Annotated in this window: 22 protein-coding genes, 1 other RNA gene and 1 pseudogene; 13 read left to right on the top strand and 11 right to left on the bottom strand. The window is 66.2% G+C overall.

Annotation, left to right across the window (positions count from 1 at the left end):
• The first annotated feature begins 77 nt into the window (after positions 1 to 77).
• From ACCQ09_RS07570 to ACCQ09_RS07560, 3 genes are all read left to right on the top strand, one after another.
• Positions 78 to 815 carry an SIMPL domain-containing protein gene (locus ACCQ09_RS07570; protein WP_040941006.1) on the top strand — a complete coding sequence of 246 codons (738 nt, stop codon included), beginning with the start codon at positions 78 to 80 and terminating at the stop codon, positions 813 to 815.
• A 288-nt stretch (positions 816 to 1103) separates the two neighbouring features.
• Positions 1104 to 4208: a TonB-dependent receptor gene (locus tag ACCQ09_RS07565; RefSeq protein WP_040941005.1), complete on the top strand. Its 3105-nt coding sequence runs from the start codon at positions 1104 to 1106 to the stop codon at positions 4206 to 4208.
• 433 nt (positions 4209 to 4641) lie between these two features.
• The gene (locus tag ACCQ09_RS07560; protein WP_040941004.1) at positions 4642 to 5322 is read left to right on the top strand and encodes an energy transducer TonB; all 681 of its coding nucleotides are present in this window, start codon (positions 4642 to 4644) and stop codon (positions 5320 to 5322) included.
• Positions 5323 to 5830: 508 nt separating this feature from the next.
• Here ACCQ09_RS07560 and rlmH read toward each other — a convergent pair.
• Entirely contained in the window at positions 5831 to 6301 is a 471-nt protein-coding gene (gene rlmH / locus ACCQ09_RS07555; RefSeq protein WP_011037743.1) for a 23S rRNA (pseudouridine(1915)-N(3))-methyltransferase RlmH, read from the bottom strand.
• A 120-nt stretch (positions 6302 to 6421) separates the two neighbouring features.
• Between rlmH and ACCQ09_RS07550 the strand changes: the two genes are divergently transcribed.
• Entirely contained in the window at positions 6422 to 7957 is a 1536-nt protein-coding gene (locus ACCQ09_RS07550; RefSeq protein WP_011037744.1) for an alkaline phosphatase PhoX, read from the top strand.
• 72 nt (positions 7958 to 8029) lie between these two features.
• Here the strand turns inward: ACCQ09_RS07550 and rsfS are convergent, their stop codons facing one another.
• From rsfS to ACCQ09_RS07520, 6 genes are all read right to left on the bottom strand, one after another.
• Positions 8030 to 8446 (bottom strand): ribosome silencing factor, encoded by a 417-nt coding sequence (rsfS, locus tag ACCQ09_RS07545; protein ID WP_014508300.1) that lies wholly within the window; start codon positions 8444 to 8446, stop codon positions 8030 to 8032.
• Positions 8447 to 8502: 56 nt separating this feature from the next.
• Positions 8503 to 9402: a nicotinate-nucleotide adenylyltransferase gene (nadD, locus tag ACCQ09_RS07540; RefSeq protein WP_040941002.1), complete on the bottom strand. Its 900-nt coding sequence runs from the start codon at positions 9400 to 9402 to the stop codon at positions 8503 to 8505.
• Positions 9399 to 10427: a DNA polymerase III subunit delta gene (gene holA, locus ACCQ09_RS07535; RefSeq protein WP_014508302.1), complete on the bottom strand. Its 1029-nt coding sequence runs from the start codon at positions 10425 to 10427 to the stop codon at positions 9399 to 9401. The genes nadD and holA overlap by 4 nt, the downstream gene beginning before the upstream one ends.
• 21 nt (positions 10428 to 10448) lie before the next feature.
• Positions 10449 to 11099 carry an LPS-assembly lipoprotein LptE gene (locus tag ACCQ09_RS07530; protein ID WP_040941001.1) on the bottom strand — a complete coding sequence of 217 codons (651 nt, stop codon included), beginning with the start codon at positions 11097 to 11099 and terminating at the stop codon, positions 10449 to 10451.
• Positions 11100 to 11508: 409 nt separating this feature from the next.
• Entirely contained in the window at positions 11509 to 14151 is a 2643-nt protein-coding gene (gene leuS, locus ACCQ09_RS07525; RefSeq protein ID WP_040942276.1) for a leucine--tRNA ligase, read from the bottom strand.
• A 72-nt stretch (positions 14152 to 14223) separates the two neighbouring features.
• On the bottom strand, positions 14224 to 14850 hold the full coding sequence (locus ACCQ09_RS07520; protein WP_014508306.1) for a DUF998 domain-containing protein: 627 nt from the start codon (positions 14848 to 14850) through the stop codon (positions 14224 to 14226).
• 157 nt (positions 14851 to 15007) lie between these two features.
• Here ACCQ09_RS07520 and trxA point away from each other — a divergent pair, with 157 nt between their 5' ends.
• The 4 genes from trxA (at position 15008) to ACCQ09_RS07500 (ending at position 17989) form a co-directional block, all read left to right on the top strand.
• Positions 15008 to 15865 (top strand): thioredoxin, encoded by an 858-nt coding sequence (gene trxA, locus ACCQ09_RS07515; RefSeq protein ID WP_040941000.1) that lies wholly within the window; start codon positions 15008 to 15010, stop codon positions 15863 to 15865.
• Between the two features lie 121 nt (positions 15866 to 15986).
• Positions 15987 to 16436 carry a DUF4442 domain-containing protein gene (locus tag ACCQ09_RS07510; RefSeq protein ID WP_040940999.1) on the top strand — a complete coding sequence of 150 codons (450 nt, stop codon included), beginning with the start codon at positions 15987 to 15989 and terminating at the stop codon, positions 16434 to 16436.
• A gap of 170 nt (positions 16437 to 16606) precedes the next feature.
• Positions 16607 to 16846, top strand: a complete 240-nt coding sequence (locus ACCQ09_RS07505) for a DUF378 domain-containing protein (RefSeq protein WP_011037754.1) — start codon at positions 16607 to 16609, stop codon at positions 16844 to 16846.
• 237 nt (positions 16847 to 17083) lie between these two features.
• Entirely contained in the window at positions 17084 to 17989 is a 906-nt protein-coding gene (locus ACCQ09_RS07500; protein ID WP_011037755.1) for a peptidylprolyl isomerase, read from the top strand.
• A gap of 65 nt (positions 17990 to 18054) precedes the next feature.
• Here ACCQ09_RS07500 and ACCQ09_RS07495 read toward each other — a convergent pair whose 3' ends face one another.
• Positions 18055 to 18942: a DMT family transporter gene (locus ACCQ09_RS07495; protein ID WP_011037756.1), complete on the bottom strand. Its 888-nt coding sequence runs from the start codon at positions 18940 to 18942 to the stop codon at positions 18055 to 18057.
• A gap of 170 nt (positions 18943 to 19112) precedes the next feature.
• On the opposite strand from ACCQ09_RS07495, the gene ACCQ09_RS07490 reads away from it, so the two are divergent.
• The 4 genes from ACCQ09_RS07490 (at position 19113) to ACCQ09_RS07475 (ending at position 22524) form a co-directional block, all read left to right on the top strand.
• On the top strand, positions 19113 to 20105 hold the full coding sequence (locus ACCQ09_RS07490; RefSeq protein ID WP_011037757.1) for a LysR substrate-binding domain-containing protein: 993 nt from the start codon (positions 19113 to 19115) through the stop codon (positions 20103 to 20105).
• 269 nt (positions 20106 to 20374) lie between these two features.
• Entirely contained in the window at positions 20375 to 20689 is a 315-nt protein-coding gene (locus ACCQ09_RS07485) for a metalloregulator ArsR/SmtB family transcription factor (protein WP_012437889.1), read from the top strand.
• A 117-nt stretch (positions 20690 to 20806) separates the two neighbouring features.
• The gene (locus tag ACCQ09_RS07480; protein WP_228427970.1) at positions 20807 to 22141 is read left to right on the top strand and encodes a DUF2867 domain-containing protein; all 1335 of its coding nucleotides are present in this window, start codon (positions 20807 to 20809) and stop codon (positions 22139 to 22141) included.
• A gap of 89 nt (positions 22142 to 22230) precedes the next feature.
• Positions 22231 to 22524 (top strand): hypothetical protein, encoded by a 294-nt coding sequence (locus tag ACCQ09_RS07475; protein WP_014508313.1) that lies wholly within the window; start codon positions 22231 to 22233, stop codon positions 22522 to 22524.
• A gap of 4 nt (positions 22525 to 22528) precedes the next feature.
• On the opposite strand, the gene ACCQ09_RS07470 is transcribed toward ACCQ09_RS07475, so the two are convergent.
• From ACCQ09_RS07470 to ACCQ09_RS07460, 3 genes are all read right to left on the bottom strand, one after another.
• Positions 22529 to 22603: non-coding RNA, sX9 sRNA (locus tag ACCQ09_RS07470), on the bottom strand.
• A 124-nt stretch (positions 22604 to 22727) separates the two neighbouring features.
• Positions 22728 to 23528 (bottom strand): DUF4349 domain-containing protein, encoded by an 801-nt coding sequence (locus ACCQ09_RS07465; RefSeq protein WP_011037761.1) that lies wholly within the window; start codon positions 23526 to 23528, stop codon positions 22728 to 22730.
• Positions 23525 to 23650, bottom strand: coding sequence for a hypothetical protein (locus ACCQ09_RS07460; protein ID WP_016944354.1), 126 nt, complete (start codon positions 23648 to 23650; stop codon positions 23525 to 23527). Before ACCQ09_RS07460 ends, ACCQ09_RS07465 begins: the two co-directional genes overlap by 4 nt.
• A 100-nt stretch (positions 23651 to 23750) precedes the next feature.
• On the opposite strand from ACCQ09_RS07460, the pseudogene ACCQ09_RS07455 reads away from it, so the two are divergent.
• Positions 23751 to 25553 (top strand): annotated as a pseudogene (locus ACCQ09_RS07455) (DUF885 domain-containing protein).
• Positions 25554 to 25602: the final 49 nt, after the last annotated feature.

The raw sequence follows: 25602 nt of genomic DNA, 5'->3' as shown, positions 1-25602 counted from the left end.
GCCATCGCCGCGCACGATCGACTCACAGCATATTCATCGGTCCCACAACACGCTGCGCGCACAGACAAGGAGACTCCATGCGTACCACCCTCAAGCCGTTGTTGCTGGCCCTGTCCATCGCTGCCGGAACCGCCATGACCGCCCACGCCCAGACCGCTCCGAGCTACACCATTCCCAACGATGGCACCTTGCTCAATGTGTCGGCCGAAGCAGAAGCCAAGCGCGTGCCGGACATCGCCACGGTGTCGGCCGGCGTGGTGACCCAGGCGGTGGATGGCAATGCCGCGATGCGCCAGAACGCAGAGCAGATGAGTAAGGTCATGACCGCGGTCAAGGCCGCCGGCATCGCCGACAAGGACGTGCAGACCAGCGGCATCAATCTCAATCCGCAGTACACCTACAAAGAAAACGAAGCGCCGAAGATCATCGGCTACCAGGCCAGCAACACCGTCAGCCTGAAGGTGCGCGACATCGCCAAGCTGGGCAAGGTGCTCGATGCCCTGGTTGCGCAAGGCGCCAACGACATCAACGGCCCCAGCTTCTCGATCGACCAGCCCGAACCGGTCTACGACGAAGCCCGCGTGGCCGCGCTCAAGAAGGCGCAGGCCCGCGCCGAAACCTACGCCAAGTCGCTGGGGCTCAAGGTGCGCCGCATCGTCAGCATCTCCGAAGGCCGCAGCGGCGGTGGCGTGGTGCGCCCGATGATGATGGCCGCCTCGATGCGCTCGGCCAAGGCCGAGATGGACACCCAGGTGGCTCCGGGCGAAAGCACCCTGTCGATCACCCTGGATGTGACGTTCGAACTGGGGCGCTGATGCGCTAGCACCGCAATAGCGCGCTCAAAAAGACTGCCCGTCATGGGCAGTTTTTTTTGCCCGTTGATCCGCCAGCGTCGTAGCTTGGCTGCGTTCGCCGGTGAACGCATGCCCATCGCGCGGCTGCAACGTGCAGCCGTTTGCAAGATGAATAGGACAATTCTGACGGTTGTGCTTAAAGACGCATGAAATTCAGAGAAATCTTTCTTTAAGCGAACGCGACCGCTCTCTAGCATCGGATGTCAGCGCACCGTCACATTCGTTGGCGGCGCTCATCTGGAGAGAGAGATGACCCGCCATCCCGCCGTGCACCGTTCGTTGCAGCCCTCCCGCGCACGTTACCGCCGGATCAGTGTGCTCGCGCTGGCACTCAGCGGTGCCGTAGGCATCCTGGCGAGCGGTACTGCCGCGGCGCAAAGCACCACCGCCGGTATTTACGGCACGGTGGCAGCCGGCGCCGGCGCCAGTGTGACGGTGCAGAGCAATACCGGCTTCACCCGCACCGCAACGGTGGATGCGAACGGGCGCTACACCATCGGCAACCTGCCAGTCGGCACCTACACCGTCACCTTGCAACGTGACGGAGCGGCGGTGGAAACACGCAAGGACATCGCGCTGCGGGTCGGCGCCGGCACCGATGTGTCCTTCGGCGGCAATCCGGCGTCCAGCGATGCCGCCACGCTGGGCACCATCACGGTGACCGGCAAGAACATCTCGCCGGTGGATGTGTCCGCCACCGCGTCGCGGACGGTGATCACCGCCGAGCAACTGCAACGCCTGCCCCTGGCGCGCTCCGGCGAAGCGATTGCACTGCTGTCGCCCGGCGCCGTCCAGGGCAGCGGCTATTTCGGCAACGCCATTTCCTTCGGTGGCGCAGGCGTCACCGAAAACGCCTACTACCTCAACGGGTATCTCACCTCCAATCCGTTGACCAACATCGGCGGCGTCACCCTGCCGTTCGGTGCCATCGATCAACAGGAAACCTATACCGGTGGCTACAGCGCGCGTTACGGGCGTTCGGCCGGCGGCGTGCTCAGCCAGGTCGGCAAGCGCGGCACCAACGAATGGCATTTCGGTGCACAAGTGCTGTGGCGCCCGAAGTCGCTGTCCAGCGACAACAAGAACGTGTTCTATCCCTCGACCACGCCGCCAGACGGGTATGAATACAGCGACCCAACGCTGCCGGGCAGCTTGTACCGCAGCCGCAAGGACGACCAGTTCTGGAACACGGTGTACAGCGTGTATGCCGGCGGCCCGCTGATCGAAGACCGCTTGTTCGTTTTCGTGGCCGCCGAGCAGGAGCGCAGCGAAGGTGTGACGACGGCGCGCCGCGACGACCCGGTGATTGGCCGCAACAACTACCGCATCGATGAGCCGAAGGTCTACGCCAAGGTCGACTGGAACATCAACGACAGCAACATCCTCGAACTCACCGGCATCAAAAACAACTACCGCGAAGGCGGCGCCTACAGCGACTTTCTGGGCTACGAAGGCCTGGGTGGCGATGCCGCCGGCGCCTTCGCCGATACGGTCAAGGTCAACGACCGCTACTACATCGGCAAGTACACCAGCTACATCACCGACGACCTGACCTTGAGCGCGACATACGGCAAGAGCAGGCAGACCGACTTTCGCAACAATCCCAGTACTGCAGCACTTCTTTCCGGGACGAACCTGCAGGATCCGGCCATCACTGGCGGCCAGGAAATCCGCAACAACCAGACCTCCAGCCAGGCCCGGGATGGCGAAAACACAACGCGTGGTTTGCGGATCGATCTGGAGTATGTGCTGGGTGCCCACACCCTGACCGCCGGTGTGGACAACATGCACTTCGATGCAAGCAACGAAGGCGTGATCACCACCGGCCCTGGCTACACCTGGACCTATGGCCGCTCCTCGCGACCGACCTCGCCGATCAGGGCCGGGCTCGGCGTTGGCCCGGCAGGCGGCAATGGCTATTTCGTCAATCAGACCGTTTTCAATACCGCGACCAGCATGTCGGTGGAACAAAAAGCCTATTTTCTCGAAGACAAATGGCAGGTCACCGATACGCTGCTGCTGACGCTGGGCATTCGCAACGACAAGTTCACCAACTTCAATGATGCCGGTGTGGCCTACGTGTCCAGTGGCGACCAATGGGCGCCGCGTTTGGGCCTGAGCTGGGACGTGTTCGGCGACTCATCGCTCAAGGTGTATGGCAATGCAGGCCGCTACTATTTGGCACTGCCCAACAGCGTTGCAATCCGTGGCGCCTCGCCGTCCACGTTTACCAACGAGTATTTCACCTACAGCGGCATCGATGCCCAAGGCAATCCCACCGGGCTGACGCCGGTGGCGGTCGACCCGTCCGCAGGATTCACCTGCTCCGGCAATATCGTGTCGGCCGGCCTGGAATGCGGCCAGGCACCGGATGCCGCCGGCATCGCCGCCACCGACCTCAAATCGATGTACCAGGACGAGTTCATGCTCGGCTTCGACAAGACGCTGGGCGAGAACTGGGTCACCGGCGCCAAAGCCACCTACCGCACGCTGGGCGCCACCATCGACGACGTCTGCGATGCCGACCGGATGCGCACCAAACTCACGGCCTCGGGGATCGATCCGGACAGCGTCAACGTGCCCGGCTGCATCATCTTCAATCCGGGCGAAACCAATTCCTTCAACCTGGCCAACCTGGATGGTTCCGGTCGCACGTCGGTGTCAATGTCGCCATCGGAGTGGGGCTTCGACAAGAAGGCCAAGCGCACCTATCTGGCCGTGGATCTGTTCCTGCAGCATCCGTTCGACGGCAAATGGGAAGGCCGCATCGACTACACCTGGTCGCGCAATTTCGGCAACACCGAAGGCCAGATCAAATCCGATATCGGCCAGACCGATGTCTCCAAGACGCAGGACTGGGATGCCGCTGCATTGATGTGGTATTCCGGCGGCTATCTGGCCAACGACCGTCGCCATCAGATCAAACTATACGGCTCGTATCAGATCGCACCGGAGTGGTTGATTGCCGGCAACATCCGCATTCTGTCGGGCACGCCGAAGTCATGCCTTGGCTACGTCAGCATCAACGGCATCAGCGAAGATTCCGACGCTGGCGATCCAATCGGCTACGGCTCGGCCCACCACATCTGCAATGGGCAGCCTTCGCGTCCGGGCGATGCCGGCCGCTTACCGTGGACCAAGATCGTCGACCTGGGCCTGACCTATCGCCCCGCGTTCGCCGACAACAAGCTCGCCATGACGCTGCAGGCCTTCAATATCTTCAATGAGCGCAAGCCGCTGCAAGTCGATTCCACCTGGGAGGACGGCGCCTTCACCCTCTCCAACACCTACGGCATGGGCGCGTTTTTCACCCAGCCCCGCTACGCCATGTTCTCGGTGTCGTACGACTACTGACGTCTCTCCCGTCACTGTCGTTTCCCCAGCCCCGGAAGGGGCTGGGCTTTTCTTGATCGCCACTGCTCGCGTCGGTTTTGCGTGCGGGCAATGGATCGTTTTCAGCACGCGTCGTTGCAGCCAATCGACGGCGGCGGGAGCTGACCACGCACCGCGGCTACTGGTCAATGAGGTACGCGGGGCGCAAGCACGCCCGCAGCCGCTCGCACGTTCCTGACGCATCGAGCAACACGGCGACACCTCCCACGCTTCACGCACTCGGGCATGGCGCCGATTGCCCACGCACCGTTCCACCCACGTTCGACTGGGCTGCTTGCAGCCGACGCTACGCGTCGCTTGTGCAGCCGTGCGCGCTGCGGTAAACCTACGCTACCGGATGGTGTAGTGCGTCCGGGCCGCGCTGGTCCTTTCCGCAGTTCCGTTTTGGAGGTGGATGATGGTTCGCACGCAATCGCAGGTTTCTTCCCGTCCCCTTGGCATCGACACATCGCGCGTCCTGGCGATGAGCACGGCCGTTGCGCTGCATCTGCTGGCCGGTGGCTTGTTGTTGATCCCGTTGTCGCACCACCAGGTCATGCAACCGCCCACGCCGAAGGAGCGCTGGCTGATGCCGATCACCGTGCCGGCGACGCCGCCTCCGCCGCCGCTCGTGTTTCCGGTCGAGGTGAAGTTCAAGACGCCCAGCACGCGCACGCCCGTCATTGCCGATCCGGTGGTGAAGCAGCCATCGGTGACGCAGACAGCGGTGGTCGACACCGCGCACGTGGCGTTGGAGGCAGTGTCGGATACGGCGCCGACCATCAGCGCCCCGGCCGCCCCCCCTTCAAGCGGGCCGGTGGACGCCGGGCAACTGCACTATCTCAGAGCGCCCGCACCGAGTTACCCGGTGGCCGCGCTGCGCGCCGGGCAACAAGGCACGGTGATGCTGCGCGTGCTGGTCGGTACCGACGGCCGCCCGGCCGAAGTGAGCGTGCAAACCAGTAGCGGTCACCGCGCGCTCGATCTGGCCGCGCGTAGCCAGGTACTGCGCAGTTGGCGCTTCCAGCCGGCAATGCAGAACGGCCAGGCGGTGCAGGCCTACGGGTTGGTGCCGGTGAGCTTTTCGTTGAATTGAAGCGTTGACCGACGCGGCGGCCTGCAACTGCAGCCGCCGCACTGCTGCCAATCCCCACCTGCCGCCCCTCCTGCCGAGCAGGCATGCGTGCTCGGCAGCAAGCGTAACCACGGACGCTGCCGTGTCGGTGGCCTTTTGCGTCATCCAGGGAAGGCCGGCGATGACCTGCCACATCAACAGGCTTGAAGCGACCAACACGGGGCCGGCTAGTGACCAGGCGTCATCCCCGCCGGCACGATCAAAATGGCAACGACGCGGGGGTACACGCTGGACGCGACTCCCGAACGCCTCCCTCTGGACACAGCGCAATCGGCGACCAGGCACTTGATGAAGTTAGCTGCACGGCGCTCGCCATGACGCGCGATGGTGAGGACGCCCTGCCTGCTTGAAATAGCGACGACGCGTGTACAAGCAGGCCGCAACTGCCGAGTGCATCAAGCTGGAAGCTGCACAATCAGCGCTCGGTTGCGCTGATCAGGCCAGCTGCACAGCACGTGCCATGACGCCACTACGCCCGGTGGTAAGGATGATTGGCCAGCATCGCGGCCGCGCGGTAGAGCTGCTCGGCGACGATCAGGCGCACCAGCATGTGCGGCAACGTCAGCGGGCCGATCGACCAGCTCTCGTTGGCGCTCTTCACCACGTCGGCGGCATGGCCCTCGGGCCCGCCGATCAGAAAGGCCAGATCGCGGCCCTGCCCGCGCCAATGTTCCATGCGCTGGGCCAGCTGTTCGGAACTGAGCGGGCGCCCGGGCACATCGAGCGCGACCACATGCGCATTCTTGGGAAGGGCCGCCAGCACGCGGCGCCCTTCGTCGTCGATGGCGCGTTGCGCGTCGCGGCCCTTGCCGCGCAGGCCGGGTTCGATCTCGACCAGCTCCAGCGGCATCCAGTGCGAGAGACGTTTCTGATATTCGGCAAAGCCCTGCGCCACCCAGGCCGGTGCGCGCTCGCCGGTGGCGATGAGTCGGCATTTCATCCGTACATGATATCCGCGTCACAGCCTGGGCAGTCCGTGGCGATTTGCCGTTGTGTGTCATGGCGTGGTTACAGGCGGCAATTAGTGTCGCCCGACCACCCAGCCCGCAGGAGTCGTTCGATGCATGTTTTCGATCCCGCCCGTCGCCAGGTCCTCAAAGGCAGCGCCGCCGTCATGGCCGCCGGTGCCCTTGGCAGCCTGAGCGCATTGCAATCGCGCCAGGCCCAGGCCGCTACCACGCCCTCCATGCGCCTGGCGCCGGTGCCCAGCCGCTACGGCCCGCTCGCGCCGGTCGCCGACCAGAGCACCGGCCTGCCCTTGCTGCAGCTGCCGCGCGGCTTCAGCTACCGCTCGTTCGGTTGGAGCGGCGACCGCATGGACGATGGCCAACCCTGCCCCGACCGGCATGACGGCATGGCCGTGGTCAGCCTGCGTCGGCCCGGCTGGCGCCCCGGCACCGATGGCCTGCGCGGCCTGGAATACGTGCTGATCCGCAACCATGAGCGTGGCGCCGCCAGCCAGTTCCGTGCGCCGGCGATGTACGACACCGGCATCGTCAGCGGCACCGCGCAGGCCGGCGGCGGCACCACCACGCTGAGCTATGGGCGGCGCGGCTGGGGCAGCCTGGAACCGAGCCTGGGCGGCACCCTGGTCAATTGCGCCGGCGGTCCGACGCCCTGGGGCACCTGGCTGAGCTGCGAAGAGATCAAGACCAATGCGGTCTCCAGCACCGGGCGCAAGCACGGCTACGTGTTCGAAGTGGACCCGGACAGCCACCGCACCACCGGCCGGCCGCTGGTCGGGCTGGGCCGCTTCAGCCATGAGGCGGTGGCGATCGACCCGCGCACCGGCATCGTCTATCTCACCGAAGACGACCGCAACAAGGCCGGCTTGTACCGCTTCATTCCCAACGACCGCCGCGGCCGCAACGGCTCGCTGGAGAACGGCGGCAGGCTGCAGGCCGCGCGCGTGCGTGGCAAGCGCAACGCCGACCTCACCGTGGCCAGCATCGGCCAGCAGTTCCAGCTGGAATGGGTCGACATCGAAGAGCCGGATCTGGACAGCATCGCCGCACCGGCGGGCTTTGCCGACATCGGCGCCAACGACACCCTGAGCGGCCCGTTCGCGCAGGCCTGGGCCGATGGCGCGCTGCGCATGAGCCGCGGCGAAGGTATCTGGTACAGCTACGGCAAGCTGTTCATTGTCGACACCAGCACCGGCGTGGATGCACAGGGCCGGCGCGGCTACGGCAATGGCGCGGTGTGGGTGCTGGACCTGTTTACCCAGCGGCTCAGCGCGCTGTTCGTCAGCGGCAACCAGCTGGCGGCGCATAACCCGGACAACGTCACCGTCAGCGCGCGCGGTGGCGTGGTGCTGTGCGAAGACGGCGGCGAGAGCCCGGACGAATACGGCCCGGGCGCGCGTCTGCTGGGCCTGACCCGCAATGGTGAGTCGTTCTATCTTGCCAAGAACAACGTGCAGCTGACCTCGCAGCAGATCGCCGATGCCGGCAAGACCATTGCCGAGGGCGACTACCGCGACACCGAGTTCTGCGGCGCCTGCTGGGACCCGCTCGCGCAGACGTTGTTCGTCAACATCCAGACCCCGGGGATCACGCTGGCCATCACCGGCCCGTGGGAGCGCGGGCCGCTATAAGCCGCCCGACCACGCGCAAACACGAACGGCGCCCGAGGGCGCCGTTCGTTGGTGTGACGCAGCTGCGCAGACTTAAGCCTGCTCGTCGTCTGCCTCTTCCAGATCGGACGGACGCTGGTCGCCAACAGTCCACAAGCGCTCCAGCGCATAGAACTCGCGCACGCGCGGCAGCATCACATGCACCACCACATCGCCCAGGTCCACCAGCACCCACTCGGCTTCACGCTCGCCTTCCACGCCCAGCGGCATCACGTCCAGACGCTTGGCGAACTTCACCACTTCTTCGGCAATTGACTTCACGTGGCGGGTCGAGGTGCCCGATGCCACCACCATGTAATCGCAGACGCTGGACTTGCCGCGCACGTCGATCTCGACCACGTCCTTGGCTTTCAGCTCCTCGACGGCCTCACGCACAGTGGCCAACAGAGCCGGCACGGACGGCGGCGGGTTCGGAATGGAGGTCTTGATGACTTGGGCTTGGCTGGTCAAAGCAGGCAACTCGATAGATTTGGGTGAATTATAGGCAAGTCCGGCCGCTCGCGTGTTCAGCTAGCCGGCCGAACGCAGCCATACAGGCCTTCTTCGGCGATAAATGCGGCAACCGCCGACGGCACCAGGTCCTGCCATTGGCCACCGGCGGCGATGCGGCTACGCACCGCGCTGGCCGATTCGCCGCGCAACGGATGCGGCAGCCGCCATAGCCGACCGGCCGGCGCGGTGAGCAGGTCGCGCGCGTCGGTGGCCCACCGGCCCTGCACCGCCTGCGCCAGCACCGGCGCATCGGCCAAGTCCAGCGCCGTGCCGGGGCGCGCAGCGATCACCAGATGCGCCAGCCCGAAGAGTTCGGTCCACTCATGCCAGCCGGGCAGGCCAACGAAGGCATCGGCACCCAGCAGCCAGGCGATGGGCTTGGCGGGCCCAAGCTGGGCACGCACCTCGTGCAGGGTGTCCACCGTGTAGGACGGCGCCCCGCCCTGCGCGGCGCGGCGCACCTCGCGGGTATCCAGCAGCAGCCCGGGGAGATCGGCCAGGGCCAGTTCCAGCATGCGGGTGCGCTGCGCGGCGGTGGCACCGGGCGCGGGGCGATGTGGCGGGTCTGCGGCCGGCACCAGATGCACCTGCGCGCCGAGCGCATCGCGTGCGGCGCAGGCAATGGCCAGGTGGCCGCGATGGATCGGGTCGAAGGTGCCGCCGTAGTAGAGGTGGAGCTTGGGGCGGGAATCGGGAATCGGGAATCGGGAGTCGGTATGGGACCGGGATTCGGGATTGGGGATTTGGGATTCGGAAAGAAGCGAGTCTGACGCGGCGGCCTGCGCGTTGGTGGCTGGTGACGTTGGAGCGACGCCGGTGGGAGGTACCGGCCGTGCGCCTTGCGCTGCGGTTGGAGGCTCTCGCTCTGCGGCGCCGGCGCCCCGCTCAGCAGTTCCGGCCTGCCCCGCTGTCACGCCAGCAATCTCACCGCGCGGGCTTCGGCGACAGCGACCAGCAGGCGTTCCAGCGCCACCCAGGGGTCACCCTCGGCGCGCCCCTTGGCCATGCGATCGACCAGCCCGGCCTCGGCGACGAAGCGCTCCCATCGGCGCGGCTCGGGATGCCGTTGCAAGGCGCGCTTGAACGGTGCCTGGCGGGATTCCCAGATGCCCTGGGCCTTCATTTCGGCGCCCAGGTTGCCGCCGCCGGCCTGCACCTTGGCCAGGGAGGCGGTGCGCAGCAATTCCTTGATCAGGATGGGCATCAGCGCCGCGACTGCCTCGCCTTCGGCGCGCAGGCCGGCGAGCATGCGCACCACCGCGGCCGGCTGCCCGGAAAAAGTGGTTTCGGCCAGGCGGAAGACATCGTAACGGGCGGCATCGGCCACCAGCGACTCCATCGCCTCCAGATCCAGCACCTTGCCATCGGCCAGCAAGACGAGCTTGTCGATCTCCTGCGCGGCGGCCAGCAGGTTGCCTTCCACCCGCTCGCTCAGCCGCTGCACCGCGGCCGCATCGGCGCGCAAGCCCTGCGCACGTAGGCGGCGCTCGATCCAGTCCGATAACTCATGCGGTTTGATCGCCCAGGCCACGGCGATGGTGCCGATCCGCCCGACCGCATCGGCCCATTTGCCTTGGTGCGCCTTGCTCCAGTCGTTGGCGGTGATCAGTAGCACCACGTCCGGCGGCGGGTTGGCGCAGAACCGGGTGATGACCTCGGCGCCGTCCTTGCCCGGCTTGCCGCTGGGCATGCGTACCTCGACCAGGCGGCGCGGGCTGAACAGGCTGGGCGCATTGAAGCTGGCGTCCAGCTGGTTCCAGTCGAACTCACGCCCGTCGGCGTCGAACACCTCGCGTTCACTGATGCCTTCGGCGCGCGCGCGGGCGCGCACCGCGTCGGCGGCCTCCAGCACACGCAAGGTTTCCGGGCCGGCAATCAGATAGACCGGCTGCAACGGCTGGCTGGACTGGCCGGCCAGCTGCTCTGGGCGAAGTTCCATGGACGAAAAGCGCGCGAGCGCTTAGTTGTTGTTCGACGGCTGCGGTGCGGGCGGCAGCGAGGCCGGCACGCTCGACTCCGGCGTGCCGGACGGCTGCACCGGCGGCGTGGTGCTGGGCTGCAGCGGCGCGGTAGGCGTGCTTTCCAGCGATTCGCCGCGCTCCACGCGGGCGCGCACCACGCTGTCGATGCGGCGCAGGATCGAGGCGGACATGTCCTTGCGCAGCTCGTCGGCCAGGATCTCGCGCTCGGTCGCGGTACCGGTGGCGTCCACCGGCGGCGACACGTAATCACGCGACAGCTCGATCACCTGCTGCGGCACCAGGATTGCGCCGTTGGCGGTGGTCACCGTGAAGATCGCCGCATAGCGCAGGCTGAACTCCTGCGCACGGCCCTGGCTGTCGATGGCGATCGGCAGATCGCCCCAGCGCTCGGACAACACCTGCACCTTCGCAAAGCCGCTCTTGGCGTCGTCGTCGGCCAGGGTGGCGCCGGCGGCCTTCAGGCCACGGCGCAGCAGTTTGGCCAGCTCGCTGTATTGCAACGCCGACTGCACCTTGACCGCGGGCGTATCCGGCGGCAGCGCCAACGAATTGCGCAGGTGGAAGCCGCAGGCGGTGAGGCTCGAGACAAGCACGAGGGAGGCGGCGAAGGCAGTAGGAAATCGGATCATGGGCACAGTCTGGAGGAGCGCCCCGGCGGCGGCAACAGGCGGCTAGCCTGCCCGAGACGGCGTGAACGGGGCTTGAGAGGGCGCCGCACTACATTGCGGCGCCCGGAAATGAAAAACGCGTCGCCGCGCGCCAGTGAACTGAATCACCGGGAACACGGCAACAGATCTGACAAACGTCGCCACGCGCCAGTGCGATGATTGCCATGAACCGCCTGAGCAATCTCTCCGCGCGCGTCACCACGCACCAGTGGAGTTCCTCACGGGAACGCGGCAACACCCGCAACGGCGCATTGCAACTGACCAACGCAATGCATCGCCAGCAACACAGGTAAAACCTGAGCTACCGTCGCCAGAAGCCGATCCGACAAATCGGCCGGATCGGGCCTGGCAACCCGGCACTGCGCAGCCCTCAGCCCGCCACGATATTCACGATCTTGCCGGGCACGATGATGATCTTGCGCACGCTCAGGCCGTCCAGGAACTTGGCTGCGTTCGGCTCGGCCAGCGCCAGTGCTTCGATCTGCTCGCGCGCTGCGTCGGCGGCCACCTCGATGGTGCCACGCAACTTGCCGTTGACCTGGATCGCCAGCGTCAGCGCATCACGCACCAGCGCCGCCGCATCGACCTGCGGGAACGGCACGTTTTCCAGCAGCGTTTCGCCACGGCCCAGCACCTGCCACAGCGCATGACTGGCGTGCGGGGTGATCGGGTTGAGCAGCAGCACCATCGCTTCCAGCGCTTCCTGGCGCACGGCGCGCCCCTGCGCACTGGCGTCGTCGAACTTGGCCAGCGCGTTGGACAACTCCATCACCGCGGCAATGGCGGTGTTGAAGCTGTGGCGGCGGCCGTAGTCGTCGTCCACCTTGCCGATGGTTTCGTGGGTCTTGCGGCGGATCGCCTTCTGCTCGGCACTCAGGCTGGCGACATCCAATGCAGCAGCAGCGCCCTCGCCCACATGCTTGTGCACCTGCACCCACAGCCGGCGCATGAAGCGCGCCATGCCGTCGACACCGGCCTCGTTCCATTCCAGCGACTGCTCGGGCGGTGCGGCGAACATCGAGAACAGGCGCACGGTGTCGGCGCCGTACTTGGCCACCATGGCCTGCGGGTCCACGCCATTGTTCTTGGACTTGGACATCTTCTCGGTGCCACCGATATGAACCGGCTGGCCGTCGGCGATCAGGCTGGCGCCGACCACGCGCCCACGCTCATCGCGCTGGATTTCCACATCGGCCGGGTTGATCCAGTCCTTGCCGCCGTTGTCGGCGTCGCGATAGAACGTCTCGGCGATGACCATGCCCTGGGTGAGCAGGTTGGTCACCGGCTCGTCGCTATCCACCAGCCGCGCGTCACGCATGAGCTTGTGATAGAAGCGGAAATACATCAGGTGCAGGATCGCGTGCTCGATGCCGCCCACGTACAGGTCGGCCGGCATCCAGTAGTTGGCGCGGCGGTCGACCATGTCGCGCGCGTTCGGGCTGGTGTAGCGCGCCACGTACCAGCTCGACTCCATGAAGGTGTCGAAGGTGTCGGTTTCGCGCTCGGCCGGGCCGCCGCACTCCGGGCAGGTGGTCTGGCGCCAGGTGGGGTCGGTCTTGATCGGCGAACCGGTGCCGGCAAATTCCACGTTTTCCGGCAGCACCACCGGCAGTTGGTCTTCCGGCACCGGCACCGCGCCGCACTTGGCGCAGTAGATCACCGGAATCGGGCAGCCCCAATAGCGCTGGCGGCTCACGCCCCAGTCGCGCAGGCGGTAATTGATGCGGCGCTGGCCCTGGCCCTTGCGCTCGAAGCGCTCGGCCAATGCTTCGAAGGCGCCGTAGTAATCCAGGCCATCGAACTCGGCAGAGTTGATCAACTCCAGCTCGCGGCTCTTGTCGGTGTACCAGTCGCGCCACTGCGTGGCATCCCAGGCCTGTTCGTCCTCATTGCGTGGCTCACGCAGCTTGACCACCTGCACGATCGGCAGGCCGTACTTGTTGGCGAATTCGAAATCGCGCTGGTCGTGACCCGGCACCGCCATCACCGCGCCGGTGCCGTAGCCCATCAGCACGAAGTTGGCCACCCACACCGGCACTTCCTCGCCGCTGATCGGATGCACCGCGGTCAGGCCGGTGGCCATGCCGCGCTTTTCCTGGGTTTCCAGTTCGGCTTCGGACACGCCGCCGTGCTTGAGCGTCTCCAGCATGCTGGCCAGTTCCGGATTGGACTTGGCCGCGTGCTGCGCCAGCGGGTGTTCGGCGGCGATGGACACAAAGGTCACACCCATCAAGGTGTCCGGGCGGGTGGTGAACACGCGCAGCGGATCCAGCGCGGCACCGGTGGTGTCGCGCACGTCGAACTGGATTTCCAGCCCTTCCGAGCGGCCGATCCAGTTGCGCTGCATGGTTTTGACCGAATCCGGCCAGCCATCCAGCTGATCCAGGCCGTCGAGCAATTCCTGCGCGTAATCGGTGATGCGCAGGAACCACTGCGGAATCTCGCGCTTTTCCACCAGCGCGCCAGAACGCCAGCCGCGGCCATCGATCACCTGCTCGTTGGCCAACACGGTCTGGTCGATCGGGTCCCAGTTCACCACCGCGTTGCGGCGATAGGCCAGGCCCTTGCGCATCAGCCGGGTGAACATGCGCTGCTCGTGCACGTAATAGTCCGGCGTGCAGGTGGCGAACTCGCGCGACCAGTCGATCGCATAGCCCAGCGATTTCAGCTGCGCGCGCATGTGTTCGATGTTGGCGTAGGTCCACTTGGCCGGCGCGGTCTTGTTCTTGATCGCGGCGTTTTCGGCCGGCAGGCCGAACGCATCCCACCCCATCGGCTGCAGCACGTTGTGCCCGGTCATGCGCTTGTAGCGGCTGACCACGTCGGAGATGGTGTAGTTGCGCACATGCCCCATGTGCAGCGCACCGGAGGGGTACGGCAGCATCGACAGGCAATAGAACTTCGGTTTGTCCGAGTTCTCGTCGACCTGGAAGGCGCGGGTGGCATCCCAGAACTGCTGGGCGGAGGTTTCGACCTGCTGGGGGTCGTAGGCGTTCGGTTCGACGGTGGACATTGGGAGCAGATGCTCGGGCGGTGCAAAGCGGTACAGGGTACCGCAGTGCAGCAGGTGCTCCAAACCGCTGGCTCAGACCGGGCGGCTACCCGGCCGCACCAGCGCCGGCCAGGACCAGCCCGCCACCGCCAACCAGCCCACCCAGGCCAGGAACGCCACGCGCTGGGCCACGGCCTGGCGCAGCAACCCGGGCGGGCCGAACGACAGCACCGCCACCAGCAGGCCGGCGGCCAGGCTCAGCCACGCCAGCGCGCGCATGCCGGGCTGGTTGAGCAACTGCGCGGCAATCAACAGCATGCCGGGGACGAAAGCCACCGCCCACAGCAGCCAGGCGGTGGCATGCGACTGGCTGGCGCGCCCGTCCAGGTCGGTGGGATCCAGCGGCAACAGGCCCATGCCGATGAAGGCCAGGCCCGCCAGTACGATCAACTGCCCACCCACGCGCAGGCTCCAGCCGGCCTTGGGCGGCATGCGGGCGAGCAGGCTGATGCCGGTGGCCATGCCCAGCCCGCCCACCAGCACGAACGCCAGCAGATTGAAGCCCAGCGCATGCGGCACCCCGGCTGCGCCCAGCAATGCCACCGGGTGGCTGCCCTGCAGGTAGCCGGGAAGCGCGGCTCCGAATCCAGCCACTGCCAGCACAAAGGCAGTGGCGGCGATCAAGCCCAGGTACCGCTGCAAACCCTCGATGATCGCCATTGCCCTGCTCCACGTCGCGGCGCGCACCACGCCAGAGCACGGCATTGTCGTGCGCGGCGGTCGCGGCGTGAACCCCTGGCGGCGGCAACGCTGGCCTTGTCTGGGCCGGGTTTGCCACCATTACGGTCCACTGTTGCCGTCATTCTCCTGGAAACCCATGTCCGACAAAGCGCATGTATTCGATGTCACCACCGACACCTTCGAGACCGAGGTCCTGCAGAAATCGTTGACGACACCGGTGCTGGTGGACTTCTGGGCCACCTGGTGCGGGCCATGCAAATCGCTGACCCCGATCCTGGAAAAGCTGGCAGCCGACTACAACGGCGCCTTCGAGCTGGCCAAGGTCGACGTGGACAAGGAGCAGCAGATCGCTGCGGCCTTCCAGATCCGTTCGGTTCCCACCGTGTTCCTGGTCAAGGGTGGCGAACTGGTGGACGGCTTCCCGGGCGCCATGCCGGAAGGCCAGATCCGCGAGTTCCTGACCCAGCACGGCGTGCTGCCGGCCGAGCCGCAGGTGGCCGAAGAGGTTCCGCTGGCACCGCTGGACCCGCAGGCGCAGGTCGCCGCGCTACGCGAGGCAATCGCCGCCGAGCCGGACAAGGACGAACTCAAGCTGGACCTGGCGCTGGCGCTGCTCAAGACCGGCGACACGCTCGAGGCCGAGCAGTTGATCGACGCCCTGCCCGCCAACCTGGCCACCGACGACCGCGCCGTGCGCGCCAAGGCGCGACTGGGCTTTGCGAACGTGCTCAAGGATGCGCCCGACGCCGCCGCCCTGCAGGCGACGGTGGCTGCCGATGGCAGCGACCTGCACGCGCGCCATCTGCTCGGGGTCCGTCACCTGCTCGACGGCGACGACGAAGCGGCGCTGGAGCAGTTTCTGGAAATGCTGCGCCAGAACCGCGGTTTCGAGGACAACCTGCCGCGCCGCAGCCTGATCGATGCGTTCCGCGTGATCGAGGACGAAGACCTGGTGGGCCGCTACCGCCGCAAGATGTCGGCGCTGTTGTTCTGATCCCTGCGCGCTGCAGATGCCGGCCGGCGCGGCCGCATCTGCAGCGCGACGTGCCTTCGGCATTACTCCATACGCATACGAATGTTATTCTCGGCGCTGGCCTGGAGAGCTGACGTCGAGCATGCGCGCACCCTTGTTCAAATTCGGCCTCAACCTGTGGCCGCCGTTCCTGTTCGCGGGCATCCACGTCACCGTGTTGTCGGCCGATTACCGCTACACGCGGGTCGAGCTGCGCCAGCGGCCATGGAACCGCAACTACGTGGGCACGCATTTCGGCGGCAGCCTGTTCGCCATGACCGACCCGTTCTGGATGCTGCTGGTGATGCAGAACCTGGGACGCGATTACTACGTCTGGGACAAGGCCGGCAGCATCGACTTCATCAAGCCCGGCCGTGGCACGGTGACGGCGGACTTCGTGCTCGACAACGCCATCCTCGACACCCTGCGCAGCGCCACCGAGAGCGGCGAAAAATACCTGCACTGGTTCGACACCGACGTGCACGACCGCAGCGGTGATGTGGTTGCGCGCGTGCGTAAGCAGCTCTACATCAAGCGCAAACCGCAGCGCTGACGAGCGCGAGAAATGCGTGTCACAGCACGCCGCAGACGAGGTCGATTGCCGTCCTCACCACGTGAGTGATGCGTCTTTGCAATGCAAAAAGAAGCGTTGAAACGCTCACGATGCATTTGCGCTGCGATGGTGAATCTAGGCACTCCAAACCCACACACGGACTGCCTCCCATGAAAGCGATCAATGTCATCACCCTGGTGCTTCTTATCGTCGGCGGATTGAACTGGGGCCTGGTCGGCCTGTTCCAATTCGATCTGGTCGCCGCGCTGTTTGGCGGACAAAACGCGGCCCTGTCGCGCGTGGTGTACACACTGGTCGGCCTGTCTGCGCTGTGGCAGCTGATCCCGCTGTTCCGCAACAACCATGCGCCGGCACAGCACCACACCAGCCCGCACGTGCGTAACCACTAAGCGCAGCTAGCAACAACAACGCCGTTTTTGTTAGCCGCTCCAACCTTGCATCGGCGGCGCGCTGAGCCGGTTGTGTCCAGACAGCTGATTTATCGTGCCGCTGCTGCATTTGCATCGCCACAACGCCGGCCTTCGTGCCGGCGTTGTGCTGCTGGCGTATGGCATGGGTAGCGCACCGCCCTTTGCGTTGGCGCGCCGCGTCGGCAAGAATCAGTCACCTCCCCGCTGGCTGCCTTCATGCTTCTGCGCACCCTCGCTTCTGCCTGCCTGCTCGCCCTGTTGGTGCCCACCGCTGCCAGCGCTGCCTACCGAAGCCCGCAGCAATTGCTCGACGCCTCGCCCGCCTCCGCATGGCGCGTCCTGGACCCCGAGCGCACGCTGTATCTGGAACTGGACAGCGGCCGGGTGATCATCGAATTGGCTCCGCAGTTCGCGCCGGCGCATGTGGGCAACATCCGCACCCTGGCGCATGAGCGCTTCTGGGACGGGCTGAGCGTCTATCGCTCGCAGGACAATTTTGTGGTGCAGTTCGGCGACCCCGACGGCGAGACGCCGGCCAAGGCCAAATCGCTGGGATCGGCGAAAACGCATCTGCCGGCCGAATTCGAACGCGCCTCGCAGGGCCTGGATTTCCAGCGCCTGCCCGACAGCGACGGCTGGGCACCGCAGGTCGGCTTTGTCGAGGGTTTCCCGGTGGGCCGCGATCCGGCCAGCGGCAAGACCTGGCTGGCGCATTGCTACGGCACCTTGGGCGCGGGCCGCAATAACGATGAAGACAGCAGCATCGGCGCCGAGCTCTACGTGGTCACCGGTCAATCGCCTCGTCAGCTGGACCGCAACATCACCGTGGTCGGCCGCGTGGTCAAGGGCATGGAATTGTTGAGCGTGATTCCGCGCGGACCTGATCCAATGGGCTTTTACGAAGACGCCGCACAGCGCACCACGCTGCGCGCGATCCGGCTCGCCAGCGAGGTGCCGTTGCCCGAGCGCACGCCGCTGCAATTACTGCGCACCGACAGCCAGACCTTTCGCGACGTGGCCGAAGCACGCCGCAACCGCAAGGACGATTTCTACAAGCGACCGGCCGGGCATATCGATCTGTGCAATGTGCCGTTGCCGGTGCGGACGCCGCCTGCGGCGTGAATGGGGAATCGGGAATGGGGAATCGCAGGAGCGGATTGCTGCGAATTCTCGAACACTGCCGATGCTTAGCGTGCGCGTTGGCTGAAGGCCACGCTGCCGAGGATCAATACCGCGGCCAGCAGCATGGTCCAGGTCAGTGCCTCGCCCAATAGTGCCCAGGCCAGCAGCGCGCCGAATACCGGCACCAGATAGGTGACGGTGGAGGCGCGCGCGGGGCCGATGCGCTGGATCAGGCGGTAATACATCAGGAAGGCCAGCCCGGTGCACACCACGCCCAATGCACCGGCGCAGGCCCATGCGCTGGCCGGCACCGGCGCGCTCGGCCACTGCCACCACGCCACCGGCGCCAGCAGCAGCGCACTGCACCCCAATGTGGAGGCTGCCGACGCTGCCGGCGGCAGATCGCCCATGTGGCGTTTCACCAGGTTGTAGCCGATGCCATACAGCAGCGACGCGGTGGCGCCGGCCAACGCGGCCGGCCCCACGCTGAGCCCGGCGGACTTGCCGGTGGCCAGTACCAGCACGCCGATAAAGCCGATCAACAGTGCCACCGCGCGGCGCGTGCCGATGCGTTCGCCAAAGAACACGAACGCGATCAGGGCAGTGAACAACACCGTCATCGCGTTGCAGATGGCGCCCACCGCCGCGGGCGCATGCTGCGCGCCCCAGGCGAATAGCAGGAACGGCAATGCCGAGTTGAGCACGCCGATGGCGGCCAGCATCGGCCAACGGTGTAGCGGGAAGCGGCTGCGCGCCACCCACAAAAACGGCAACAACACCGTGGCACCCAGCGCGAGACGAATTTCCACCAATGCCGCGGCGCCGAAATGCGGCGCGGCCACACGCATGAACAGGAACGAGCAGCCCCATACGATTCCCAGGAACACCAGTTCCAGCGGCGTGCGCCAATCGCGCACGCCAAGCGCCGGTTGCAGTGACGGCTGTGCACTCATGCGCGCACCCTCCTGGCCTGCGATGCGGCGGTGCGCACGCGTGAAAGAACATCGGGCAGGCGAGCGGTCATGGCGCGGGATCGAGATGGGGAGCGACAAAGCATCCGCGCACATCGCAGGCGCGACAAGCGCGTAGTATCGGGGCGAGCCACAAATCTCACTCATGCATCATGCATCTGCGTCCTACCTTGCTGCCTGCACTCGGCGTCTTCGCCGCAGCCGCGCGCCACCAGAACTTCGCCCATGCGGCGGAAGAACTGCACCTCACCGCCAGCGCGGTGAGCCATCACGTGCGCAAGCTCGAGGCACTGCTCGGTGCAACCTTGTTTCAGCGGCTGCCGCGCGGCGTAATGCTCACCGCCGAAGGACGCCAGCTGGCCGATGCCGCCAGCGCGGCGCTGGCCGAGATCGCCGCGGTGGCGGGCAATCTGCACCCGCGCGAAGACGCCATCCCGCTGCGCGTGACCACGCTGCGCTCGCTGTCGTATTGCTGGTTGTTGCCGCGCCTGCCGCGGTTCTGCCGCCTGCACCCGCATATCCGCCTGGACCTGCAATCGGACCCGGCATTCTCGCGCTTCGAGGAAGGCGGGCCGGAAGTGGGCATCCGCTACGGCCAAGGCGCCTGGCCGGGGTTGACCTCGCACCACCTGATGGACGACGAACTGTTCCCGGTGGCCTCGCCCTCGTTGCCCGAAGTGGCCGCGTTGCAGACGCCGGCGCAGATTGCGCAACTGCCGCTGTTGTCGGACATGTCGCCGCAGGGCTGGCGCGACTGGTTCCGCGCGGCGCAGGTGCGCGGCACCACGCTGCCGCCGATGCACACCTTCAACGACAGCACCGATGCGATGCGCGCGGCCGTGTACGGACTGGGCGCGGTGCTGGCACGCAAGCACATTGCCCAACCGTATCTGCAGCGCTATGAGCTGGTACGCCTGCCCGGCCCGACCTTGAAGGCGCGCTACGCCTACTACATCGTGCACCCCAGCCATCGCGCGCCCAGCCCGGCGGCCACCGTGTTCATCGACTGGCTCAAACGCGAAGCACTGGACGAGCGCACGCCGATGCCGGCACTGCCCGCCGAACTGCTGGCATTGCCCACCGGCGAGACCGCGCACGCGCCGGACAGACGGCGGCGATCGCGCCGTGCGCCGGCAACCGAGTGAGCCTTCGCCGCAGGTAGTGCATCGCCATCTGCAACTGCGCCGCGATGTCTCCCGTTGTGCAAGCGATCCAATCAGTCTGCCGCCCAGTGGCGCGTCAGGCGGCTGCGAAAGCAACAGTAGACGTGCACGCCAACACGGCCTTGCACCGCACTTCCGCCTCTCCAAACAGGGACGGGCGACGCTCCCAGTTCGACCCGCCAGTAAAAATCGCTTGACACCTCGCACACCAAGCGAGTTAATTAGCTAATTCGTTAATTAGCTAAGCCATCATGTCGATCGATCGCATTTTCGAAGCCCTGGCATCGCGACCACGTCGCGAGATCCTGGCCTATCTGTCGGCGCAGGAACTGACCGCTGGCCAGATCGGCGAGCGCTTTGCGATGAGTGCGCCCGCCATTTCGCGGCATCTGTCGGTGTTGTCGGCGGCTGGCCTGGTCAGCAGCGAACGGCGCGGCCAGTTCGTGGTGTACCGGCTGACCCCGGACAACATGGTCAACACGCTCAGCGGTTTCGCCTTCGAGGTCTGCCCCAAGGCCGGTCCGTTGCAACGCGAATCGCGCAAATTAGCCAAGAAACCGCGCTGACTCCCGCTCTTCGTCGTGACTGCAAGGATTGCCATGTACCCACAACAGGTTGTTGCCGAAGCGAGTTTCCCCCGCGTGTTGCTGCCCTCCTGCAGCGGCGGGCGGCCGGTGGAAGTGATCCTGATCGCCCAGCTGGATCCAGGCGCCGGCGACGGCCTGATCGCGCAGGCCGGCCGGCGGCAACAGCAGCACCCGGCCCATCACGCTGCGCTGGACGAGCCATCGGCGCAGCTGTCGGCACCGGACTTCCAGCTGGGCGACCCGGCCTCGCTGTTCTCGTTTTCGGTCGGCCCGCAGGGGCACCCGTTCCACTGCCATGCCGGCAACCGCGTGTTCACTGCGGTGACCGGCAGCGGCGGCGCGCAGTTGCGGTTCTCCACCGCTTCGGCGCAGCAGATTGCGCAGGATCCGCAGGCCTTCCTGCACGCGCTGCGCCATGTGGACCTGCCCGGCGACAGCCTGTTCACGGTGCGCTTTGGCGGTGGCACCTGGCATCAGTTCGCGCCGGCGCGCGGTAGCGCGAGCCATTCGGCGTTGTTCGCCCTGTCCTGCCATCCCGATGAAGCCGCGGGCGCGCTGGACAGCGCACAGCAGGCGTTGGTCAGCAGTGGCCAGGCCACCATCGCCAGCCTCACCGAGCTGCTGCCGGAGGCGGTCACCGCATTGCTGGAATCGGACCAGTTCCGTGCCAGCGAGGTGCCGACCACCGCGCTGTCCTTCAACGTCAGACCACAGAGCTGGCAGCAGCGTGCGTGCGCCCGTGCGCGGCGCTGGGCCGGTCGCCTGCGCCAGGCCCTGGCGCTGACGCAACGTGGCGGCTTCGTGGCCACCAGTGCGCCGGCACCGCGTGTGCGCGCACTGCCCACCGTGGCCGACGATGCGCTGCTGCACGCGCACTTCAGCGCGCCGATGCACTACCAGGACAGCCATCAGGTGCAACTGGATACGCGCCAGTTGCGCAGCGACAGGCTGCCGGAGCTGATGTGCGACCTGCTGCAGGCCTTCATCGACCAGCCACCGAGCGGGGTGAGCGGATTGATGCGGCTGCGCAACCTGATGGTCAGACCGCTGGGGCTGCGCACCTCGCCGCTGGGTTGCCCGGTGTCATCGTTACTGGACCCGCATGCAGCGCAGCGGTTCGCCGGCCGTTTCCCGGTGCTGGCCCACCGCAGCGATGCCGATGGCCGGCAGGTGCAGGTGCTGCTGGGCGCGGACGACAAACACGTGCGTTTCCGCTCGGCGATCAGCGTGCGCCGTACCGGTGAACACACGCTCGCGGTGACCATGGCTACGCAGGTGCATTGCCGCAACCTGTTCGGGCACCTGTACATGGCGGCGATCCACCGCACCCATCGTCACTACATCATGCCGGCCATGCTCGGCAGCGCCGCACGGCAGGTGCTGGAGACGGCGCAGCACGCGCAGGCAAGCTGGCGCCCGCAGCCGGCATGAAACGCATGACGCGGAGGCGGCAGGCCATCACCTTGCCTTTGCCTGCCGCTACCTAGGCTTTGCGTTCCCACCACTCAGGACCAACGCCCATGCCGACTCTTCGCATGCGTATCACCGGCACCGACGACGATGCCCGCGCCATTGGCAATCTGTTGCAGAGCATCGAAGGCATCGAGCACGTCGAGGAAGTCGACGATCTGATGCCGCACCTGGACGATGACGACTCCAGTTCGGCAGGTCTGTCCGACGACGAAGGTCCGGGCACGCACGAATTCGAAGTGGAAGCCGGCAACGAATCCACCGCGCAAAAGGTGCGCGACGCCGTGCAGGAACTGGCGCTGCAGCTGGATGTCTTCATTGAATTCGAGGTCGACGAGGGCTAAGAGCGGCTAACAAAACGTAGCAAGCAGCCGTCAGGTGGGTGCGGACCGCGCGGAGGAACCGGAATGTACGTGGGTACATGCCGATTCCGAGCACCGGCTGCGCCCGCCTGGCGGCTGCGCAGTCGTTTTGATAGCTGCTCTAAGCCCGCATCGCACTGCCGCATCTGGGCAGGCCAGCGCTGTGCGTCGGCCTGCCTGACGCGTCACACCACCCGGCGGCGCCGCGCCCGCCAGCGCCACGCCAGCCGCAGCAACCAGCCGACAATGGCCAGCACCACCACGACCGGCACCAGTGCCGCCACCGCACGGATGACGAAGGCTACGCTGGACGCAAACACCTGACCGAACTCGGCAGCCGCTTCGGCAATCTCGCCGCGGCCCTGTTCGCCGCTTGTCCCGCGGAACTCGATGGTCAGCAACTGCGTGCGCACGCGGCGCTGCTGTTGCGCAGCCTGTTGCTGGGTCTGCTGCGCTTCGGCTTCGATCTCGGCCAGCCGCTTGGACAAGGCCAACAGATCCGTCACCGCCAGATCATGCCGCTGTTGCAGCTGCAGCAGCCGGGCATGTTCGTTTTGCAGGCGCGCTTGCGCCAGGCCGGTGTCGGCGATCTGCTGCGCCAGGTCTTCGGCATGCGTGGTGCGCGCGGCCACATCGCCTTGCTGGCCAGCCAGCTGCACCAACGGGTCCACGCCGTCCGGCGCCACGCGCACGCGAATGCTGCCACTGGGCGCGCGCCCGCCTTCCTGCGACACCGCCAGCAACGCGCAATCGCCGTACTGCGCCGACTGGCAGGCGGTGCGCACTGCGGTGATGCGTGGGCCGATCTGGTCGGCGGCCAAGTCGATCCGCACTTCGTGCTCATACGCCAGCAAATTGCCCTGGCCGGACGGCGGCGCCGCCGGCGCAGCGGCTCCGCCGGCAAGCTCGCGCTGCTGTTTCGCGCAGCCTGCCACAAGGCCACAGGACAACAACGCCAGCAGCACCGTGCGCAGCGCGGCGCTCATCGGCTGGCTCCTTCGGCCGCATGGCACGGCGAGCAATTGCAGCCGTCCACGCCACGGATGGGGGTTTCGGTGTGCAGATCGAACGCGATGCGTCCGCAATCAAAACTGCCGGTGTCGTGCATGGTCCACCTCCTTGGAAGGTGGCCAGGGTAAACCAATGGCGGATGCGGCCGGCAGCCTGGATGCCTATGCTGGGCGATTGCTACCACCCAGGACTCACGAATGCGTCAACGCCTGCTCGTCCTCGCCCTGCTCGCCGGTCTCAGCGCCTGCCAGCAGCCCGAACCGCCGCGTGCCGGCACCGCCGCCGTCACTGCACAGGATGCGCAGAGCCCGGATGCGCGCTTTGCCGCGCTCTCCAAGCACGCGCTGGACACCTGGATGCAACTGTCGCCGGTCAATGCCACCCAGGTCGGCGACCACCGCTTCGACAGCCAGCTCGATGATCTGAGCACCGCCGGCCGCCAGCGCAGCCTGGACGCCGGCAAGCAGCTGCTGACCGAGCTCGATGCGCTGGACGTCAGCAAGCTCTCGCGCGAAAACCAGGTGGACGCAGCGATCCTGCGCAACCAGCTGCAATCGGAAATCTGGAACACCGAGGTGTTGCAGAGCTGGGCCTGGGACCCGCAGGTCTACAACGGCCTGGCAGGCAGCGCGCTTTACAGCCTGATGGCGCGTGAATTCGCACCGCTGCCCGAGCGCCTGGACTCGGCTACCCAGCGCATGGAAAAGATCCCCAGCCTGCTCGCGTAAGCGCGCGAGAACCTGGATCCGGCGCGCGTGCCCAAGATCCATGCCGAGACGGTAGCCAAGCAGAACAAGGGCATCCTCAGCATCGTCGACACCTTCATCGCGCCCAACATCGGCCAGCTGTCCCCGCCCGATGCCGCGCGTGCGCAGGCCGCCATCGACAACCTGAAGAAAGCGGTGACCGAGCAGCAAACCTGGCTGGACACGGTACTGGTGCCCAACGCCAAGGGTGACTTCCGCGTGGGCGCGGACAAGTACGACCAGAAGCTGAAGTTCGCGCTGTTGTCGTCGCTGTCGCGTGCGGAGATCAAGCAGCGTGCCGAGTCCGAGCTCACGCGCGTGCGCTCGGAGATGTATGGCATTGCGCGCACCGTGCTCAAGGACAAGCCCGGCGCGCCGGCCCTGCCGGATGCGCCCAGCGATGCCCAGCAGCAGGCCGCGATCGAGGCGGCGCTGGAGCTGGCCTACGCCGACAAGCCGGCACGCGACAAGGTGGTGGACGATGCCAAGGCAGCGCTCGCGCAATCCACCGAATTCGTGCGCCAGAAAGATCTGATGACCCTGCCCGATTCGCCGGTGGACATCATCCTGATGCCGGAATTCCAGCGCGGCGTGGCAGTGGCCTACTGCGATTCGCCCGGCCCGCTCGACAAGAACCTCAAGACGTTCTATGCGGTATCGCCGATCCCCGACGACTGGAACGCCAAGCAGGTCGATTCGTTCCTGCGCGAATACAACAGCCGCATGATCCACCTGCTCAGCATCCACGAAGGCACCCCGGGCCATTACCTGGAAGGCTGGCACTCCGGCAAGTTCCCCTCCACGCTGCGCGCGGTGCTGCGCTCGGGCATGTTTGCCGAAGGCTGGGCGGTCTACACCGAACGCATGATGCAGGAACAGGGCTACCTGGATAACGACCCGTTGTTCCACCTGGTGCAGTTCAAGTTCTACCTGCGCACGATTGCCAACGCGATCCTCGACCAGGGCGTGCACGTGGACGGCTGGGATCGCGACAAGGCGATGCACCTGATGACCCACGACACCTTCCAGCAGGAGAGCGAAGCGTCGGGCAAGTGGGTGCGTGCGCAGCTGTCGTCGGCCCAGTTGCCGACCTACTTCGTGGGCGTGCAGGAACATCTGGATACGCGCAAGGCGGTGCAGGACAAGCTGGGCAGCGACTTCAATCTGAAGGCCTACCACGACAAGATCCTGTCCTACGGCGCACCGCCGGTGCGCTTTGCACGCGAGTTGATGCTGGATCAGCCGATTCAGTGACCGCGTCCTTCTCCCCTCGGGAGAAGGTGCCCCAAAGGGGCGGATGAGG

It is taken from the genome of Xanthomonas sp. NCPPB 2586, assembly GCF_041475775.2.
GTDB classification, from domain to species: Bacteria; Pseudomonadota; Gammaproteobacteria; order Xanthomonadales; family Xanthomonadaceae; genus Xanthomonas; species Xanthomonas campestris.
This window is presented reverse-complemented; position numbering and strand designations above follow the sequence as displayed.

Coding starts and splice junctions, on each gene's coding strand:
- ACCQ09_RS07570 (WP_040941006.1), top strand. CDS start 78: ATGCGTACCACCCTCAAGCCGTTGTTGCTGGCCCTGTCCATCGCTGCC.
- ACCQ09_RS07565 (WP_040941005.1), top strand. CDS start 1,104: ATGACCCGCCATCCCGCCGTGCACCGTTCGTTGCAGCCCTCCCGCGCA.
- ACCQ09_RS07560 (WP_040941004.1), top strand. CDS start 4,642: ATGATGGTTCGCACGCAATCGCAGGTTTCTTCCCGTCCCCTTGGCATC.
- rlmH (WP_011037743.1), bottom strand. CDS start 6,301: ATGAAATGCCGACTCATCGCCACCGGCGAGCGCGCACCGGCCTGGGTG.
- ACCQ09_RS07550 (WP_011037744.1), top strand. CDS start 6,422: ATGCATGTTTTCGATCCCGCCCGTCGCCAGGTCCTCAAAGGCAGCGCC.
- holA (WP_014508302.1), bottom strand. CDS start 10,427: ATGGAACTTCGCCCAGAGCAGCTGGCCGGCCAGTCCAGCCAGCCGTTG.
- ACCQ09_RS07530 (WP_040941001.1), bottom strand. CDS start 11,099: ATGATCCGATTTCCTACTGCCTTCGCCGCCTCCCTCGTGCTTGTCTCG.
- leuS (WP_040942276.1), bottom strand. CDS start 14,151: ATGTCCACCGTCGAACCGAACGCCTACGACCCCCAGCAGGTCGAAACC.
- ACCQ09_RS07520 (WP_014508306.1), bottom strand. CDS start 14,850: ATGGCGATCATCGAGGGTTTGCAGCGGTACCTGGGCTTGATCGCCGCC.
- trxA (WP_040941000.1), top strand. CDS start 15,008: ATGTCCGACAAAGCGCATGTATTCGATGTCACCACCGACACCTTCGAG.
- ACCQ09_RS07510 (WP_040940999.1), top strand. CDS start 15,987: ATGCGCGCACCCTTGTTCAAATTCGGCCTCAACCTGTGGCCGCCGTTC.
- ACCQ09_RS07505 (WP_011037754.1), top strand. CDS start 16,607: ATGAAAGCGATCAATGTCATCACCCTGGTGCTTCTTATCGTCGGCGGA.
- ACCQ09_RS07500 (WP_011037755.1), top strand. CDS start 17,084: ATGCTTCTGCGCACCCTCGCTTCTGCCTGCCTGCTCGCCCTGTTGGTG.
- ACCQ09_RS07495 (WP_011037756.1), bottom strand. CDS start 18,942: ATGAGTGCACAGCCGTCACTGCAACCGGCGCTTGGCGTGCGCGATTGG.
- ACCQ09_RS07490 (WP_011037757.1), top strand. CDS start 19,113: ATGCATCTGCGTCCTACCTTGCTGCCTGCACTCGGCGTCTTCGCCGCA.
- ACCQ09_RS07485 (WP_012437889.1), top strand. CDS start 20,375: ATGTCGATCGATCGCATTTTCGAAGCCCTGGCATCGCGACCACGTCGC.
- ACCQ09_RS07475 (WP_014508313.1), top strand. CDS start 22,231: ATGCCGACTCTTCGCATGCGTATCACCGGCACCGACGACGATGCCCGC.
- ACCQ09_RS07465 (WP_011037761.1), bottom strand. CDS start 23,528: ATGAGCGCCGCGCTGCGCACGGTGCTGCTGGCGTTGTTGTCCTGTGGC.
- ACCQ09_RS07460 (WP_016944354.1), bottom strand. CDS start 23,650: ATGCACGACACCGGCAGTTTTGATTGCGGACGCATCGCGTTCGATCTG.